At 35.2% G+C, this 18,739-nt stretch carries 15 protein-coding genes; 12 read left to right on the top strand and 3 right to left on the bottom strand.

Annotated features, from left to right (window positions below):
- Positions 1–6: 6 nt before the first annotated feature.
- Both BLT84_RS01120 and BLT84_RS01115 read right to left on the bottom strand, forming a co-directional pair.
- A complete protein-coding gene (locus BLT84_RS01120; RefSeq protein ID WP_091262259.1) occupies positions 7–1,413 on the bottom strand; it encodes a RagB/SusD family nutrient uptake outer membrane protein in 1,407 nt (468 codons plus the stop codon).
- Between the two features lie 9 nt (positions 1,414–1,422).
- Positions 1,423–4,419, bottom strand: coding sequence for a SusC/RagA family TonB-linked outer membrane protein (locus BLT84_RS01115; protein ID WP_091262257.1), 2,997 nt, complete (start codon positions 4,417–4,419; stop codon positions 1,423–1,425).
- Between the two features lie 738 nt (positions 4,420–5,157).
- Between BLT84_RS01115 and BLT84_RS01110 the strand changes: the two genes are divergently transcribed.
- From BLT84_RS01110 to BLT84_RS01055, 12 genes are all read left to right on the top strand, one after another.
- Positions 5,158–5,478 (top strand): hypothetical protein, encoded by a 321-nt coding sequence (locus BLT84_RS01110; protein ID WP_034888805.1) that lies wholly within the window; start codon positions 5,158–5,160, stop codon positions 5,476–5,478.
- A gap of 464 nt (positions 5,479–5,942) precedes the next feature.
- Positions 5,943–6,275, top strand: coding sequence for an ArsR/SmtB family transcription factor (locus tag BLT84_RS01105; RefSeq protein ID WP_034888807.1), 333 nt, complete (start codon positions 5,943–5,945; stop codon positions 6,273–6,275).
- A gap of 49 nt (positions 6,276–6,324) precedes the next feature.
- Positions 6,325–6,957 carry a low molecular weight phosphatase family protein gene (locus BLT84_RS01100; protein ID WP_091262255.1) on the top strand — a complete coding sequence of 211 codons (633 nt, stop codon included), beginning with the start codon at positions 6,325–6,327 and terminating at the stop codon, positions 6,955–6,957.
- Positions 6,958–6,959: 2 nt separating this feature from the next.
- Entirely contained in the window at positions 6,960–8,006 is a 1,047-nt protein-coding gene (gene arsB / locus BLT84_RS01095) for an ACR3 family arsenite efflux transporter (RefSeq protein ID WP_091262253.1), read from the top strand.
- Positions 8,007–8,229: 223 nt separating this feature from the next.
- A complete protein-coding gene (locus BLT84_RS01090) occupies positions 8,230–8,607 on the top strand; it encodes an ArsR/SmtB family transcription factor (protein WP_091262251.1) in 378 nt (125 codons plus the stop codon).
- Between the two features lie 50 nt (positions 8,608–8,657).
- Positions 8,658–9,281, top strand: a complete 624-nt coding sequence (gene merTP, locus BLT84_RS01085; RefSeq protein ID WP_034888814.1) for a mercuric transport protein MerTP — start codon at positions 8,658–8,660, stop codon at positions 9,279–9,281.
- A gap of 16 nt (positions 9,282–9,297) precedes the next feature.
- Positions 9,298–9,657 (top strand): heavy-metal-associated domain-containing protein, encoded by a 360-nt coding sequence (locus BLT84_RS01080; protein ID WP_091262249.1) that lies wholly within the window; start codon positions 9,298–9,300, stop codon positions 9,655–9,657.
- Between the two features lie 35 nt (positions 9,658–9,692).
- Positions 9,693–11,432: a mercury(II) reductase gene (gene merA / locus BLT84_RS01075; protein WP_172822428.1), complete on the top strand. Its 1,740-nt coding sequence runs from the start codon at positions 9,693–9,695 to the stop codon at positions 11,430–11,432.
- Positions 11,422–12,039: a DUF2652 domain-containing protein gene (locus tag BLT84_RS01070; RefSeq protein ID WP_091262247.1), complete on the top strand. Its 618-nt coding sequence runs from the start codon at positions 11,422–11,424 to the stop codon at positions 12,037–12,039. Before merA ends, BLT84_RS01070 begins: the two co-directional genes overlap by 11 nt.
- Before the next feature lie 24 nt (positions 12,040–12,063).
- Positions 12,064–12,675, top strand: a complete 612-nt coding sequence (merB, locus tag BLT84_RS01065) for an organomercurial lyase (protein WP_091262245.1) — start codon at positions 12,064–12,066, stop codon at positions 12,673–12,675.
- Positions 12,676–12,790: 115 nt separating this feature from the next.
- Positions 12,791–14,137, top strand: a complete 1,347-nt coding sequence (locus BLT84_RS01060; RefSeq protein ID WP_091262243.1) for a dihydrolipoyl dehydrogenase family protein — start codon at positions 12,791–12,793, stop codon at positions 14,135–14,137.
- A 524-nt stretch (positions 14,138–14,661) separates the two neighbouring features.
- On the top strand, positions 14,662–15,957 hold the full coding sequence (locus BLT84_RS01055; protein WP_091262241.1) for a GAF domain-containing sensor histidine kinase: 1,296 nt from the start codon (positions 14,662–14,664) through the stop codon (positions 15,955–15,957).
- A 227-nt stretch (positions 15,958–16,184) separates the two neighbouring features.
- Here the strand turns inward: BLT84_RS01055 and BLT84_RS01050 are convergent, their stop codons facing one another.
- Positions 16,185–18,686 (bottom strand): heavy metal translocating P-type ATPase, encoded by a 2,502-nt coding sequence (locus BLT84_RS01050; RefSeq protein WP_091262239.1) that lies wholly within the window; start codon positions 18,684–18,686, stop codon positions 16,185–16,187.
- Positions 18,687–18,739 lie beyond the last annotated feature (53 nt).

The raw sequence follows: 18,739 nt of genomic DNA, 5'->3' as shown, positions 1-18,739 counted from the left end.
AAGTAATTAATAACCATTATTTTGACTAAGATTTGGATTCTTCATCCGTTCTTCACTTGGAATTGGGTATAACACATCTGTATTTTCCCAAAATGGATTGTTCACTCCTAAAATTTCAGTTGCTTTACCTGTTCTTTTTAAATCCAACCATCGATGTCCCCATTCTGTAAATAATTCCATTCTGCGCTCTTCAAGAATTTTATCTAATAATTCTTCTTTCACAATTGTAGGGTTTATGTCAGCTAAACGCTTTATTCCAGCCCTGGCTCTTATTTCATCAAGATCTCCGATCGCATCTGCTATCTTTCCTTGATTTGCTCTTGCTTCTGCCCTAATTAAATATTGCTCTGCCAACCGAAGCACCATGGAATACTCCTTAGCAGGAAACTCTGTACTATTTCTAATTTTATATTTGTAGGCGAAAAAAGCTTGCTTCCCAGTGTGATATCCTATCCAATTGGTTAATCTTTTGTCCATTTCATCAAATACAGCTACAAAATCATCTTGTAATTGTATACTTGCCAAAAAGGACAAAAATGGATCTATAATAAAAAGATTTCCTTCGTTGGTATGACTCACGAGTCCACCCGATCCTATTGGAGAAATTTGCCATATCGCCTCATTGCTATTGGCTAAAAAGACTTCATCCAAGTTCTCCAAGATTTCATAGGTTGGGGTTGCTTGTATCACTATGCTACTTTGCTCTTCAGCATTCTCCCACTGTTCTAGATATAAATAAACTCTTGCCAGTAAAGCGTTTGCAGCATACTTATTGACCCTAGAACGATCTCCGCTTACATATTCTATACTTAACAAATTAGAGGCATCTATAAGATCATCCAAAATTTGCTCATAGATATCAGTCTCACTGTTTCGGGAAACCAGTTCGTTCTCACGATAATCGGTTGTCAAGACTAAAGGAACCTCCCCGTACAAATTCACTAAATAGAAGTAAGTAAAGGCTCTAATAAATTTGGCTTCTCCTTCCAATTGAGTTTTTAGATCAGCAGTAATTTTCTCTGATTCAGCCAAACCTTCCAATACAGAATTAGTCATATAAATCATATTATAAGCACTAGACCATATATCCAAGTTACTTGGATTGTCTGGCAATAGTTCATTTTGCTCAAATTGCAATCTGAGGAAATTAGTAGTATTAATATTTCTAATATTATCGGCAGATAAACCTGCCAGTAGAGTAACACTACTCCTAGATCCATTTGAAAAAGCTGCTAAACGCAACTGGTTGTAAATTCCAATCATCGCACTATTAGCAGTAGCATCGTTATTAAAAACTTCACCCCGTATAAGTTTGTTATTTGGAGTTTCAAACTCCACGAAGTCCTCGCAAGAGATTAGACTTGTGCCAAGGAGTAATAGCAGTCCTAACTTTCTTAATATATTCAGTTTCATATTTTTTAATTAAAGATTAATTTGAAGTCCACCACTTATTGTTCTCAAGTTTCCAAATCCTATTGTGGATGTAGGAAATTCAGGATCTAAACCTTTAAACGGAGTTAGGGTTAGTAGATTTTGAGCTTGCATAAATATTTTAGCTTGCTTGAGGCCAACAGATTGTATAAAACCCTTAGGTAAATTATATCCTAGGGATAAAGTTTTTAACCTAAGAAAAGATGCATCCTGATTTGGAAATGTTGTTTCTAATACATAACTATATGCTCTATTAGCTTGGAAAGATTGTGAAATGGTCTGATATTCATTCTGCCCATTTAAAGAGCTGTCATCCAAATCAAGAATGTTGAATGGGGCACCCGCATCAAATAATACAAGCCTTCCGTTTTGTTTTACAAATTCCCATAAGAATTGTAATGTAAAACCCTTGTATGAAAGGTTATTATTAATACCTCCATAAAATTTTCTGCTTTGATCTTGGATTATAATTCTATCCTGGAAATCGAAACTCCCATCTTCATTAACATCACGAATCGTATACAACCCTGTTTCTGGATCCAGCCCAGTATATTCATACAATAAAGAAATGTTTAAAGGATGCCCAACACGGTAGGTATTCGCATAGGTTGACTGTTCTATATTTGGATAACTCAACAATTCATTTTTTGGAAAACTAATATTTAATGCAGTTTGCCAACGAAAGTTTTTAGTTTCAACATTAACACTATTCGCTTCCAACTCCCAACCAGAATTTTGTACGGTGGCTCTTAAATTTGCTTGTACGGAATTAAATCCCGTAGTGGAGGGGAGTGTATATCCTACAAGTTGATTGGAAGAGCGATTTCTATACCTGCTTAAACCTAGCCTTATTTTATCATCTAGTAAACCTAGTTCTATCCCTGCTTCTAACTTTTTATTTACCTCCCAAGAATAATCAGGATTAGCCAAGGCTGTGGGATATAAACCTCCCGGTCCTACCGTTGCTTCATATGCATCTAAATAACCATAATCACCTATTTGATCATTTCCTGTGGTACCATAACTGCCCCGCAATTTTCCGAAGGATAAAAATGGAAGTGATTTTTTTACCCATGGTTCCTCAGAAAAAATCCATGCAACCCCAACAGCACCAAAATTTGCAAAGCGATTGTTTGGACCAAATCGAGAGGATCCATCTCTTCTCCCAGTTAAGTTGATGTAATATTTTTTGTCCCAGTTAATTCCTAAGCGAGAAAACAATGCACTATATTTATAATCTGTTTGTGTGTTAGTGGCATTTATAATTTTTTCAGCAGCTGCAATATTTCCAATTAAAGATTCTGACGCGTATCCCGTGGCTTGAAAATTTTGTTGATCTTGTTTGTTTTCTTGCAAGGTTGCGCCAATTAAAGCTGCGACGTTTAACTTCATAAGTTGACTCTCATATACTAACTGAGGTTCAACTATCCAAGAATTTCTATTCGAACTTAAGTGAAACGAACTATTGGGTGATGCATCTGCTGGATTATAAGAACGACTTGGAAGTTTCCATAATTCATTACTATCATACTTCGAATAACCCAAAGTGGTTTTAAGCTTTAATCCCTTAAATAACTCATAGGATAAGCCTACGTTAGAAATTAGATTGTTGGATTCAGTATTTGTAGCGTTAAAATATCCTTTTAATGGATTATCAAGATTAGCTTCTCCCCAATCTTCCCAATTTAAACTACCATCATTATTAAAAATAGAAGGGGCATTGGGAGGTAAAAGAAAAGTGGCAGAATTTAAACTAACATTACCCACTAGCCTGTTTACATCTACTCCATAGTTTAAGGAAAGATTAATATTGAATTTATTATCCTTGGAGCGATGATTTAGACTTATATCTCCAGTAATTTTATGGTAGTTATAGTTCCCAGTGTAAACCGTTCCCTGAGTAAAATAAGAGCCTCCAATTCTAAATGAAGTGTTTTCATTACCTCCAGAGAAAGCAAGATTTGCATTGGTAGTCTCTGCAGTGCCACCAAAAAGAAAATCTTGCCAGTCGGTATACCTGTTTTGGTCAAACAAAACCAAATCGTAAGCATTAAACTCATTTGGTTCTACCCCATCATTTTCAAAGGCAGTTCTTCTTATTTCAAGATATTGCTCGGTATTTAAAAGATTTAAACGATTGGGCATAGTGCTCACCCCTGTATAAATTCTAGCCTCTAAACCCGTCTCCCTTTGCTTTCCGGTTTTGGTAGTAATTAATATTACCCCATTTGCACCTCTAGACCCATAAATAGCCGTAGCATCTGCATCCTTTAGTACTTCAATACTCTCTATGTTCGAAACATTCAAGGTGTTTAATGGATCTAAACCTGTATTGCCAATAATGGAATTTGTTTCTATGGGGGTGGAGTTAATTGGAACGCCATCTATAATATATAGTGGGTAGTTGCCTTCTGAGCGTAAACTGTTAATTCCTCTTATTCTAATGGTAGTAGCACCCCCAGGATTTACTCCACCAGAAGACACCTCTACCCCAGCCATTCTACCTTGCAAAGCTTGCAAAGGGCTTACTACAGGTTGTAATTCTATTTCCTCGGCTGTGATTCTAGAGATATTACCCGTACTTTCCCTGCGGGTAGTATTGTAATAACCTGCGTTTATTTGCACCTCGCCAAGTGTGGCGATATCCTCGGCTAAGCTAACATTGACTTCTTTCTCTCCATTAAAAGGAAGTTCCAAGGTTTTATAGCCTATAAATGAAAATACCAACGTGTTATTTTGAGGAACATTAAGTTGAAAAATTCCTTCCAAATTGGTAATAGTTCCCGTATTGGTTCCCTTTACCATAACTGTAACTCCAATAAGAGGTACCCCCTCCATATTAGTTACTTTACCTATTATTTCTTGTTGAGGAAACGAATTGGTTACTAAAGGTTTATTACCTGCCATGGCAGCTTGTGCTAGAAATAAAAGCATTCCAGCAATAATAATTAGCGCCACCCATTTGAGGCGCGAGTAATTATTTTTCATAATTTTACATGTGTTTTAAATGAAACATTGTTTTATTTAAGCTTAGGCCTTCCCCATCGGACTCCAATCTTTAAGGGAAGGCTTCTTAGCTTAACACCTATAAATAGGCTAATTCAAATCTTTTCTCATAAACAATTTCTTTTTTTTAAGCTAACACCCCTATGCATTAAAGCTTATCATTTCATAAATATTAGCCCAAAGCCTCCATTTTAGAGACCCCACCCAAAGCCGTTACTATAAATAGGGCTCGCAACTGCAACCCACGGGATTATTAAAATTTTCTTGTTCCCGCAAACAAGAATTTTTAAATCCACTCCATAGAGAAGTGCCAGCCACTTTGGCCTAAAATTAGAATGTAGGGGTAGTAATTTTTTTTAAAATGCGAGACTTAAGTTATTTGGAAGAAATAATCGCTTTAGAATATATAAGAAGAGAAATAGCCAGAATACAAAAAAGGGCGCAAAACTCAACTTATTGAACCGCGGTACTGGTTACCTTGTACACAATAAGTGAGCTCACACCCCGGGTTGTGAGCACTTCACCTATCATCTCGTGTACTAAAAATTACCAGTTTTCGATTCGAGATTCAAAGCGAATGCTTCTAATATTTTACTTTAAGAAGTATCGCAAATATATTTAAAAAGTATCTATTTACTAAGATACAATCCAAATATAAAATAAAATATCGGTACGGCAAAGCGTACCGATATTTTATTTGTTAAATAGTTAATTGCATAGATGAAAAAGGTATTAATGGATGGAATGGATATCAAAATTGCAATAAGCTTAAATAAACTTTTGGTTGCCAGTAAAATATTTAAAAAAATTGATGATAAATTAGATCCAATTGCTACAAGCTATAATAAAATAGCTTTGGATGCAGATATTAGAAAAGCAACAGTTTCCGATACATTTAACTCAAAATCTATCCCTAGATCCACTACATTAATTTTAATCGTTGAAGCAATGGGTTATAAATTATATGATTTTGCAAAAATCTATGATTCAATTACAAATGATGAAATTCTTGAGTTCGAAAAATCAATAACTAAGCATTAAGAATATTTTAAAGTCAGAAACTAACTTCCTTAAGTTTAATATTTTTTTTTAAAAACTTGCCACTATCTTTTCAATCTTTCTATAATAAAAGATTACTATATAAATCTAATTTCTCCCCTGAAATAAAACTTACTTTATTATACTATTGCTCTTGACGTCATATTCTACCTCAATGAAGAATTTATTTAAGGTGTTAAGTGCAAACCTGCTATTTGATTTTAAACGATAAGTCAAAAAAACACCTTATTAAAAATCAAATCTTATTGCTCTTGATCTGATATAAGTTTGCAATTTCGATTCTATATTCCTGATTACTTCTGTTAATTACTATACTTATTCGTCTTTAAAATATACTTTCTAATTCTAAACGGCTCAATGATTTTTCGCATTACACAAGCTATCATATTATAAACTTTTGTGGATTTAATTATTAATTGTAATATTGCAATTAAATAATTAAGAAAATGGGATTAGCCAAAACAGAAATATTTACCGATCTGCAAAATGAGATTGCCTTATTCGCTAAAGTATTTGGTCATCCAGCAAGGGTTGCTATTCTAGAACAACTCTTTAAAATAAACACTTGTTATTGTGGCGATCTGGTAAAGGAAATAGGACTTGCTCAACCAACCATTTCCCAACATTTGAAAGAATTAAGGCATTTGGGATTAATTAAAGGAAATGTAGAAGGAACGAGTGTTTGCTATTGCATCAACACCGAAAATTGGACTAAAATGAAAGAAACAATGTCGCAATTTCTAAATCAAGATATTTCTACAAAAGAAGAGTGCTGCTAAAATATTTTACATTAATTAATTGTATAATCGCAATAAACAAATATTCTATATGACTTCACATAGAACTACACTATTTAAAAAAATAGAAATCACTATAAATTCATTGAATGTTGAAAACATATCGGTAGAACGAAAAGAAATCTTGCAACCCCTAATTGAATTTATCAGAACAAAAGTCAATAACGCTCAAGAAATTAGAATAAACTTCATTTGCACACACAATTCACGTAGAAGTCATTTCTCCCAAGTTTGGGCACAAACAATGGCTCACTATTTTGATATTAAAAATGTTTTTTGTTATTCAGGAGGAACTGAATCTACCGCTCTTTTCCCAATGGTTGCAGAAACTTTGGGAAATTCAGGCTTTGAAGTCAAAATAATTTCAGAAGGAAATAATCCTATTTACAGTATTAAATATGCTGAAAATGAACATCCTATTATTGGGTTTTCAAAAACATTGGATGATGATTTTAACCCAAAATCAAAATTCGCAGCTATTATGACTTGCTCACAAGCTGATGGAGGTTGTCCTTTTATTGCGGGGGCGGAAAAACGTATTCCAATAACTTTTGAAGACCCAAAAGCATTTGATAATACACCACAACAGAAAGAAAAATACAATGAAAGAAGTCTGCAAATTGCAACTGAATTATTTTACGTTTTCTCTCAAATCCAATCTTAAAAATGACTACAAAAAAATTAAGCTATCTGGACAAAAACCTGACTTTGTGGATATTTGTAGCAATGTCTGTTGGAGTAGGACTTGGGTATTTTATACCAACATTTCCCAATATTATAAACTCATTTAGTAACGGAACAACTAACATCCCGATTGCAATTGGTTTGATATTAATGATGTATCCACCTTTGGCAAAAGTCAATTATTCACTTTTACCAAAAGTTTTTAGAAACACTAAAATCCTTTCTATTTCACTTATTCTCAATTGGATAATTGGACCCATTTTGATGTTTGTATTGGCAATCACTTTTTTAAGAGATTATCCGGAATATATGGTCGGACTAATTTTAATTGGTCTGGCACGCTGTATTGCAATGGTTTTGGTCTGGAACGATCTCGCAGAAGGAAGTAGTGAATATGGAGCAGGTTTAGTTGCTTTGAACAGCATTTTTCAAGTCTTTGCATACAGTTTTTATGCATGGATTTTTATCACAGTGCTTCCTCCATATTTTGGATTTGAAGGTGCTATTGTGGATATTTCAATTGGCACAATTGCAGAAAGTGTCGCTATTTATTTAGGCATTCCGTTTGTAATGGGAATTTTAAGCAGATTAATATTGGTAAAACTTAAAGGAGAGGATTGGTACACAAAAAAATTCATTCCGACAATTTCGCCAATAACTTTAATTGCGCTTTTATTTACGATTGTGGTAATGTTCTCGCTAAAAGGAGAATTGATTGTGGAAATACCAATGGACGTTGTGATTATTGCAGTTCCTTTGCTTATTTACTTTACGTTAATGTTTATCATTGGATTTTTCGTTACTAAAGCATCAGGAGCAGAATATGATAAAACGACAGCTGTAGCATTTACAGCAGCCGGGAATAATTTTGAATTGGCGATTGCAGTTGCCATTGCTGTTTTCGGACTGAATTCAGGGCAAGCATTTGCAGGAGTAATTGGTCCATTGGTTGAAGTTCCTGCATTGATTTTATTAGTTCGAGTTTCCTTTTGGTTGCGAAAAAAATATTACGGAAAAGCCAACTCTTAAAGCCATACACATTTGCTGTTAGAATCAAGCCTATGCTACACCAAAAACGTAAAAGATTATCCATAAGCAGAAAAGCCTAACTTGCATTAGAAACAATTGTTTTAACCCACAAACCTTACTGTAGAGCAAAGGAATCTAATTCTTTCGGCTTTTTAAATTTAATACTTAAGTATTTGCTTAAATAAACATTTAATGATATATTTGCATATATAATATATAAATCATGAAAAAGAATTTTGAAATTCTATGTACCCGAAGTGAGGCCAATCACGAGCAAATTTTTACTTGTCAAAGTGAAATTGCCAAAAGAGAAGATGATTTTTCTTTTATGAGCAAGGTTTTGATGATTGCAGGAAATAAGGTAAGGCTTAAAATTTTGTTTTTACTTGAAATGGAAGGTGAACTATGTCCCTGTGATATTGCCGATATCTTAGAAATGAGTGTGCCGGCTATTTCTCAACACATTCGTAAAATCAAGGATGCCGGAATTATCTCTTCTCGCCGGGATGGGCAAACCCTTTATTATTCCTTGAATGATGGTGAAGAGCATATTCTCGCCGATATTTTCCGAAGTATAAAAACAAATAAAATTGCGGTTTAAACTGGATGATAATCATTCCCAAATAAAAAAATTAAAATAAGTTCAAAATAATGAAAACAATTTCAAAATCTACACAAAAGAACGAATCCAGCAAGCTTTTGGGAGCTGGGCTACTTACGGCTGCAGCCGCCTCTCTTTGTTGTATAACGCCCGTATTGGCATTAATTTCCGGGACTACCGGTCTTGCTTCCACTTTTTCTTGGATGGAACCTTTTAGGCCTTATTTAATTGGGATCACGGTTTTAGTGTTGGCTTTCGCTTGGTATCAAAAACTAAAACCAAAAACTCAAGAAGAGATAGACTGCGCTTGTGATGAAGACGAAAAACCTTCTTTTTTTAAGTCCAAAACATTCCTTGGCTTGGTGACAATATTCTCGGTATTAATGTTGGCTTTCCCGTATTATTCAAAAATCTTTTATCCGGAAAATAAAAAGGATATTGTGATTGTAAGTCAATCAGATATTCAAACTGTAAACTTTGATGTCAAGGGAATGACCTGTACGTCTTGTGAAGAACACATAAAGCATGCTGTAAATGAATTAGAAGGTATTGTACATGTAGAGGTATCCTATGAAAACGAGAAGGCAGAAGTGAAATTTGACGATACAAAAACCTCAAAGGAAGATATAGAAAAAGCAATTAATTCCACAGGCTATAAAGTTGTAAATAAATAAACACAAAAAGAATATTATGAAAAATCTATTAGTAATCGTTGTTTTAGCTTTATCATTAACCTCATTTCAGGCTAGAGCACAATGTTGTACTGCTTCAAAAAGCGACAAAACAGGAGAAATAAACAACAATCTACAAACAGCAAAAACAGTTAAGTTTAAAATTACCGGAATTACTTGTGCTGGCTGCTCAAATACAATTTACAGTGCCCTTAAAGAAGTTGATGGTGTTTTGGAACATTCAGTTGAATATCCCGGTGATATAGCCATTATCGAGTTTGATGATTCAAAAACAAATATTGAAGCCTTGAAAAAAGTAATTGAAAAGAAAGGATATAAAGTTGAATTATTAAAAGAGAACATTAAAGGAAAGGTTTAATTTTTTTAGGTTTCAATAAAATGAATTAGATAAATATGAAGAATATATTTAAAAAGAAACAAGCTATGCCAACAACTAAAGAATCCGTAACATTAAAAATTAACGGAATGACTTGTTCTGGTTGTTCATCACATATCGAAAAAGATTTGAATAAAACTACTGGCGTTTTTAATAGTTCAGTAAACCACGAAACTGGAGAAGGAGAGTTTACCATCGATACCACCAAAATGACTAAAGAAGCATTGATTAATGCCGTAAATGGGGTTGGTAGTTATTTGGTTGTTAATGGTGTTGAAAAAGAGGATTGCTGTGCTTCTGATACTATAGAAACCACGAATAAAGAAGCATCTATTACTAAAGGGAAATACAATTATGATATAATTGTTATAGGTGGTGGTTCGGCAGCATTTTCAGCAGCCATCAAGGCGGAAAGTTTAGGACTCACAATACTAATGGTAAATGGAGGTTTAGATTTTGGGGGCACTTGTGTAAATGTTGGTTGTGTACCTTCAAAAAACTTAATTAGAGCTGCCGAAACAGTATATCACGCTACACATTCCAATTTTGAAGGTATTAAGCCCCAAGGTGTTGAGATTGATTTTACACAAGTTATCAAAGACAAGAAAGCATTGGTTGCTGCTCTTCAACAACAGAAATATATGGATGTGGTCAGTGATTTTAAAAACCTGACCATGTTAAAAGGATGGGCTGAATTTGTAGATAATAAAACCATTCTTGTGGATGGAAAAGATACATACTCCGCAACTAACATTGTTATAGCTACAGGGGCAACAACAAACATCCCAAACATTGAAGGTTTGAACGAGGTTGGTTATTTAACCAATGTTTCGCTATTCGATTTAGAAGAAAAACCTGAAAGCCTAACCATTATGGGTGCTGGTTATATCGGGCTGGAAATTGCCATGGCATACAATCGATTAGGTGTAAAAGTGCGTATCATAGAATTTACCGATAGGCCTTTAAGAAGTCAGACCAAGGACATTACAGATGTATTGGAAGTGCAAATGAAGAAGGAAGGGATCGAAATCTTTCCTAATTTCAGGGCATTTAAAGTTGAAAAACAGGGAACAGATACCATTATTCACTGTAACTGTCCCGACGGTACTACAACTCAAATCATTGAAAAGGGACATATTGTTGTCGCTACTGGAACAAAACCCAATACGTCTAAATTAGGTCTTGAAAACATTGACATTAACTTAAGCAAAAGTGGACATGTTATAGTTAATGAAAAATTGGAAACTAATGTTTCTAATATTTATGCGGCAGGTGATGTCACCAATACACCACCATTTGTTTATACAGCTGCTACTGAAGGTAGTGCTGCAATAAACAATGCATTTTCTTTATCAAAAAATAAATTAGATTATTCCTCATTGCCTTGGGTGGTATTTACAGACCCTCAAATTGCGGGAGCAGGACTGGATGAAGTGGAAGCCGAAATAGCGGGAATTCCTTTTGAAGTATCGAAATTGGATCTAATCCATGTACCTAGAGCATTGGCAGCACAAGATACAAGGGGTTTCATAAAATTGATTCGCAATACTGAAACCGATAAGCTAATTGGTGCTAGAGTAATTGCACCCGAAGGTGGCGAATTGATACAACAATTGAGTATGGCTATTAAATTTGGTATTACAGTAAAAGATTTGGCAGAAAGTTTTTACCCATACTTAACACTGGGTGAAGGCATAAAATTAGCAGCAATTACCTTTGGAAAAGATGTTTCTAAATTAAGCTGTTGTGCAAGCTGATAAAATGGGAGTTTCGAGATGTATTCAACTAAAGAAAGGCGTGTTGCCAGGATTATTGTTAATTCCAGATATTACTGGTTTTACAAAATACATTGCTGCCGCTGATCTACAATATAGTCAAGTGAATATTGCGCTCTTGTTGGAGGCTATATTGGAAAACAACAAGCTTGGACTTCAGGTTTCAGAAATAGAAGGAGATGCCATATTGTTTTACAGTTTCGAAAATGACCATTCCGTGGATGAAATTATCGATCAATGTTTTTCAATGCACAGGGCATTTCATCATCAATTGAAGAAAATAATTGCAACAGATTGTTCTTGTGGAGCATGTGCTCTTTTAGGGGAGCTTAGTTTAAAGTTCATTCTTCACTATGGAGAAATGGGATCTGTTATGATCAATGATTTTTGCAAACTTTATGGAGCAGAAGTAATTGTGGCCCACAGACTACTGAAGAATGAATTATCAATGAAAGAATATATTCTTGCTACAGAAAATTTCTTTGCCCAGTATGGACAAAATTCCATGCAAATTTTCGAATTGGAAAATAAATCTCAGGGTATTGAGGAAATCAGAACTATAAATTATCGGTATTTAAAATTTGATTAAACTATTGATTTCAATGACATTATAATGAAGAGTAAGGAAATAACATTTTGGGATCATAAATCTATTAATGGTTTTGAACAATTATTGGAGGAATTAGACTTGCCCAATAGTGATAAAGTTTATTGGGAATTACTCAAAGGAAAACCCCTGCACCCTGTTCTTTTTGCTCAGTTAATGGACGTTCCTATCTATAAGGCGCATGAGATAATAAAGTTGTACGGCGAGACCAATAGAGATGGGAATATTACCGGTTATGTAGGACTTTCATTGAACAAGACCGCGCATCAATTAAACTTTGATAATAAGTCATTGTATGCCTGGTGTGCTATGGATACTATTTTATTACCTAGGTATTTAATGCATCGATGGGAAATAATTTCAAAAGATCCGATTACCGGAAACCCCGTAAAGCTATCAATTTCAGATAACCTCCTTGAATGGACCAAGCCAGTTCCAATCTTTATTTCATGGATTGAAAAAGCTGACAGTTGTGATATCAGGTCGAGTTTCTGCCAATATTCCAATTTTTTTGAAAATGAACTGTCTGCCAATAAATGGCGAATTAAAAATCCAACAGGAAATATTTATCCTGTTGAACAATTTTTTTCTAATTCTAGTGGGTCCAAATGCTGTTAATGAGTTCAAAATTTCAGGATAACGTAAAGGTAATTTATACCTATCTCTTTAAATAAAAAGAAAACAATGTTTATATAACAAAAAGAAAAAACTAACATAACTTAAAATTTAAATTATGAGAAAATATGATGTATTTGTAATTGGTTCTGGGATGTCCGGAATGACCGTGGCCAACAAATGTGCTTCCAAAGGCCTTAAGGTTGGGATAACAGATGAATTACCATATGGCGGCACCTGTGCTTTAAGAGGTTGTGATCCTAAAAAAGTGATCATAGGAGCAACAGAGGTTCGCGATTTTTCCCAAAGGCTTAAAGGAAATGGAATAGATACCGTACCCAAAATTAATTGGGAGGATATCATGGCATTTAAACAGTCTTTTGTGGATGCTATGCCACCCAAAATAGAAAAAGGATATAAAAATAAAGATATAGACACTTATCACACTTCTGCCCAATTTTTATCAAATAATACCTTGCAAGTAGGTGATGAGGTTATTGAAGCAGATAAAATTGTGATCGCTTCTGGGGCAAAACCAAGGATACTTGATTTTGAAGGTAGTGAACATGCCCTTTCAAGTACCGATTTTCTTAATCTTAAAGAACTGCCTCAATCTTTGCTTTTTATAGGGGGAGGATATATTGCATTTGAGTTTGCACATATCGCTGCGCGTGCTGGTGCTGAAGTAACCATAGTACATCGTGGTAAAAACCCTTTAGAAAACTTTGAACAGGATATTGTAAAACATCTGGTAGAAGCAACAAAAAATTTAGGGGTTAATTTAATTCTGGAAACTGAAGTCACCGGTATAGAAAAAACCGAAAAAGGTTATAATGTGAAAGGAAATAAAAATGGCAAAGAAATCACCTTCACCACAAAGACGGTTTTTAATTCTGCGGGCAGGCCACCAGCTATTTTTGACCTTGATTTGGAAAAGGCAAATATTTCATATTCAAAAAAGGGAATTGAGGTAAACAAGTATTTACAAAGCACTTCTAACCCTAACGTTTATGCAGCAGGAGATTCGGCAGATACACAAGGACTTCCTTTAACTCCCGTTGCGGTCTTGGAAGGACATGTTCTTGCATCCAACCTTATTAAAGGAAATAAAAAAGAAGTGAGTTATCCGCCAATGCCAACAGTTGTTTTTGCTTTACCCACTATGGCTTCCGTTGGCTTAACTGAAAAGCAGGTAAAAGCGGAGGGAATAAAATATAAAGTGAACTATAAATCTGCGGAAGATTGGTTTAATGCAAAGCGATTGAACGTTCCGGAATATGCATTTAAAACTATTATTGACGAAGAGACTCAAACAATTTTGGGCGCTCATTTAATTGGACCCAATGCAGAGGAAGTCATTAATATTTTTGCGATGGCCATAAAGACTAAAATTAAATTGGATGAGATTAGAGCCATGATATTTACGTATCCAACAATGGCATCTGATATTCCTCATATGCTCTAATTAAAGTATCAATCGATCAATTACGGAAGTATAATTATTATCGGCCATTAGCAGTGTCAATTGCTGACATACGAATGATGAGTAAGTACCGGTAAAGGTTTATCCATTCTTTTACAAGTGTGAGAATTGTAAATCGGTTCTGACACCAATCAAGGGAGATCGTTGTCCTTATCGTTCTTACGGAGGAGTTACTTATCCGTCTAAAGTTGTTGCTAAAAAGCCCTTGCTAAAAGACATACACATTTGCTATTCGCGCCAGCCATGGCTACACCAAAAATTGCAAAAGAGTATGTCTTTGCCTACGCTGAAAACCAAGCTGAACGGAAAAAGCCAGTGGGTAACATTGGTTAAGCGCAAATAGCGAGCGTTCGTGGGAAAAATGTTATTTTAGACACCAAGTAAAAAACAACAAGTCCGACTGGAATGCGTCCCTACTCCACGCCACTTGTCTTATCCAAGCCGGTTTGCCCACCTTTAATTGTTAAGAAAATTAGTAATATCTTTATTTGTTTTATATTCTACAAATGATAAACAAGACTTTAAGCGCTGATCTACAGAAAGATATTGATAATGTTGCCCAAATTGGCAGCATTTCTTCTATTTTAAATGTAATATGTAGAACGACAGGAATGAGATTTTCTGCTATTGGTAGAGTAACAGAAGAAAAATGGATTACTTGTGCTTCTCAGGACGAAATAAACTTCGGACTAAAACCGGGAGATGAATTAGAAATAGAAACCACAATATGTAACGAAATACGACAGCACAGTTCTCCAGTAATTATTGAAAATGTGTCTAAAAGTGTAGAATATTGTGAGCATCATACTCCTGCGAAATATGGATTTCAAAGCTATATTTCATTTCCGATTTTCAGAAAAAATGGAATGTTTTTTGGAACTTTATGTGCTCTTGATACTGAACCTGCAAAACTTGATAATAAGGAAACAAAGGAATTATTTAAACTTTACACTGAATTAATTTCTTTTCATTTAGATGCAATTGAAGAGCTAATTGAACTTAATACAAGTTTAAAAGAAGAAAAAAGAATAGGTGAACTTCGGGAAACTTTTATAGCAATTTTAGGGCATGATTTAAGAAATCCAGTTGGTACTACTAGAATGTGCGCTGATATATTATTAAATACAGAACTGTCGGAATTTGCTAGAAGACAAGCGAAAACTATTAAATCTACTTCTTACAGAATGCAAAATTTGATAGATAATTTATTAGATTTTGCAAAAGGGCACTTGGGTGATGGGATTAAGTTAGAAATTTCAGATAATCAACGAAATTTGAAAAAAGCTATAAAACAAGTTGAAAATGAAATTAAGACAATTAATTCTGATCATAAAATCAGTTCAATCATAGTTTTAGATGAAAAAGTTGCTTGTGACACTAACAGAATAGGACAACTTTATTCAAATATTTTAGGGAATGCTATTAAACATGGTTTTATGGACAAACCAATATTGACAGAAATAAAGACTGAAAACGGGATTTTCTATTTATCGGTATCAAATTTTGGAGATAAAATATCCGAAAGCAAGCAACTGGATTTATTCAAACCATTTTTCACGACGAATTCTGAAAACAATAAATCGGGATTAGGGTTGGGACTTTATATCTCATCTGAAATAGCAAAGGCTCATGGAGGAAAAATTGAGGTAGATTCGTCAGATGAAATGACAACTTTTACTTTTAGCATGCCAGTAATAAATGCTGCGCATTTTCGGCTGTCACAAATAGCGGATATTCCATTGAAGGGTAGGGTTTTGGAGACCAAGAAACAACTAAAAAAGCCGACAAGATGCCTTCCCTAATATTACTTTTAGGGATGAACTAAATTTGTCCAACTTTCTAAACACCAAATTTTATAAATTGATATTCGGTTACTTACCTTGAAAAATTTCGTAATACATAATTATCTGAAATTTAAATTTAGTGTTGTCAAAATCAGGAAATGATTTGGATCCTTTTATATTGAGTAATCACAAACTGCTGACTTTAGTCAGATTTAAAAATCTATTGTATTTTAGTTCATAGTGATTTAATTAATTTTCTTTGTTCGTAACCGCAATGCATTTATAATTACAGAGACCGAACTAAGACTCATTGCCAAGGCTGCAATCATTGGGGAAAGCAATAGCCCGAAAAAGGGATACAATACTCCTGCAGCTATAGGAATTCCCACCGTGTTATATATAAATGCAAAAAACAGGTTCTGTTTGATGTTTTTCATTACGGCTTCACTCAGATTCCTTGCTTTAACTATACCGTGTAAATCCCCTTTGACCAAGGTTATAGCGGCACTTTCAATTGCAACGTCCGTTCCAGTTCCCATTGCTATACCTACATCGCTTTTTGCCAATGCTGGAGCATCGTTTATGCCGTCACCTGCCATTGCTACCACCTTTCCTTTTTCCTGTAATTTTTTGACTTCTTCTAACTTATCTTGTGGTAGCATTCCTGCTTTGAAGTCGGCAAGATCAAGATCACCCGCAACAGCCTGAGCGGTATCGTGGTTATCACCCGTCATCATAATCACTGCAATACCTTTGGCTTGGAGCTCTTTGATTGCTTTGGCACTGGTCTCTTTTATCTTATCGCCGATTACTACAAAGCCCGAGACTTTGCCGTCAACGGACAAATAGGAAACTGTTTTACCTCGTTTTTGATAGGATTGTGCTTCGGTTTCCATTTGTGATGAAATAGTTGCATTGGCGTGCTCCATCATTTTAGCATTTCCTAAATCGAGTTTTTTACCATCAACTGTTCCTTCAACTCCTTTACCTGTGACTGCACTAAAGTTCTCAGTTTTTGAGATTTCGGTATTCTGTTCTTTTCCATATTTCAAAGTAGCTTCAGCAAGTGGATGTTCACTTGAACTATTAAGCGATGCGATAAAATGTAGTATTTCGTTTTCGCGAAAGCCATCTCCAAAAACTCCTATTTGTTCAACCGCTGGTTTCCCTTCAGTAATAGTACCTGTTTTATCCACGATAAGTGTATCTACCTTGTCCATTTTTTCAAGAGCTTCGGCATTTTTTATAAGCACCCCATTCTGAGCGCCCTTACCTACACCTACCATTATAGACATTGGCGTGGCAAGACCCAATGCACAGGGGCATGCTATAATCAAAACAGCAATAGCATTAACCAAAGCATATACATAAGCTGGTTCTGGACCCCATATTGCCCAAACGGCAAATGTAATCACGGAAATAAGAACCACAATTGGCACAAAATAACTGGAAAATGTATCTGCTAGTTTTTGAATTGGCGCACGACTGCGACTCGCATCATTAACCATTTGAATGATTTGGGAGAGTAGGGTATCTGCTCCCACTTTTTCGGCCTTCATCAAAAAAGACTGGTTACCATTTATTGTTCCACTACTAACTTTATCTCCTTCGGCCTTGCTTACCGGAATCGGTTCGCCGGTAATCATCGATTCATCAATAGAAGTTTGCCCTTCTGATAAAACTCCGTCAACTGGAATTTTATCGCCCGGTTTTACCCGAAGTATATCACCAATTTCAATATCATCAATAGCAACCTCTTGTTCTTCCCCATCGATGACTTTAATGGCTTTATTTGGCGCCAGTTTCAAGAGTTCCTTTACTGCAGAATTGGTTTTACTATGTGCACGTGCTTCTAAAACCTGCCCCAACATAACTAATGTCAGAATAACCGTCGTGGCCTCATAATAAACAAAAACGGTTCCAGCATCCGTCTTAAACTGGGCTGGAAAAAAATCTGGAAAAAACATCCCAAACACGCTAAATAACCAAGCAACCCCTGTACCTATACCAATGAGCGTGAACATATTTAAATTCCACGTTATAATACTACGATACGCACGTTCAAAGAACATCCAGGAGGCATAAAATACAACCGGCAGAGATAGTGCTAATTGAATCCAATTCCAATATTCAACTTTTAAAATGGAAACTAAGGGATTGTTATTGAGCAAATCTGACATTGCAATAATCAAAATGGGCAATGTAAATCCTACGGCAATCCAAAACTTTTTAATAAGTTTTTTGTAGCTCTTCTCTTCTGCGGAAAGGTCAGGTTCCATCGGCACAAGATCCATCCCACAAATAGGGCAGTCTCCCGGCGCATCCTTTACTATCTCTGGATGCATAGGACAGGTCCATTGTCCACTCGGTGTTGCAGAGAGTTTTTTTTCTTCAATCAAATCCATTCCGCACACTGGACAATCGCCTGGTTTATCATAAGTCTTATCTCCCTCGCAGTGCATTGGGCAATAAAACGTACCTGTGCCTTGACCTTTTAATTTTTCAGATTTTTTTTCTGAAGTATGTTTGTGCTCGCCCGGTTTGTGGATGGAATATGTACCGCCATCATTTTTAAGGGCATCTTGAAATTTTTCAATGGGGATATGTGATTCCATTTCTATGGAGACCTCTTCTTTTTCCAAATTGACCGATGTACTGGTTACACCTTCTACATTAGAAAGCGTTTTTTCGACGTGCGTTCGGCAACCGTCGCAGGTCATTCCGTGTATGTGATAGGTATGTTTCATTTTTTTTCTAAATTATATTAAAATCATTTTTTTAGTTTTAAAATCGGCCTACA

The sequence above is a fragment of the Gillisia sp. Hel1_33_143 genome, assembly GCF_900104765.1.
Classification (GTDB): domain Bacteria; phylum Bacteroidota; class Bacteroidia; order Flavobacteriales; family Flavobacteriaceae; genus Gillisia.
This window is presented reverse-complemented; position numbering and strand designations above follow the sequence as displayed.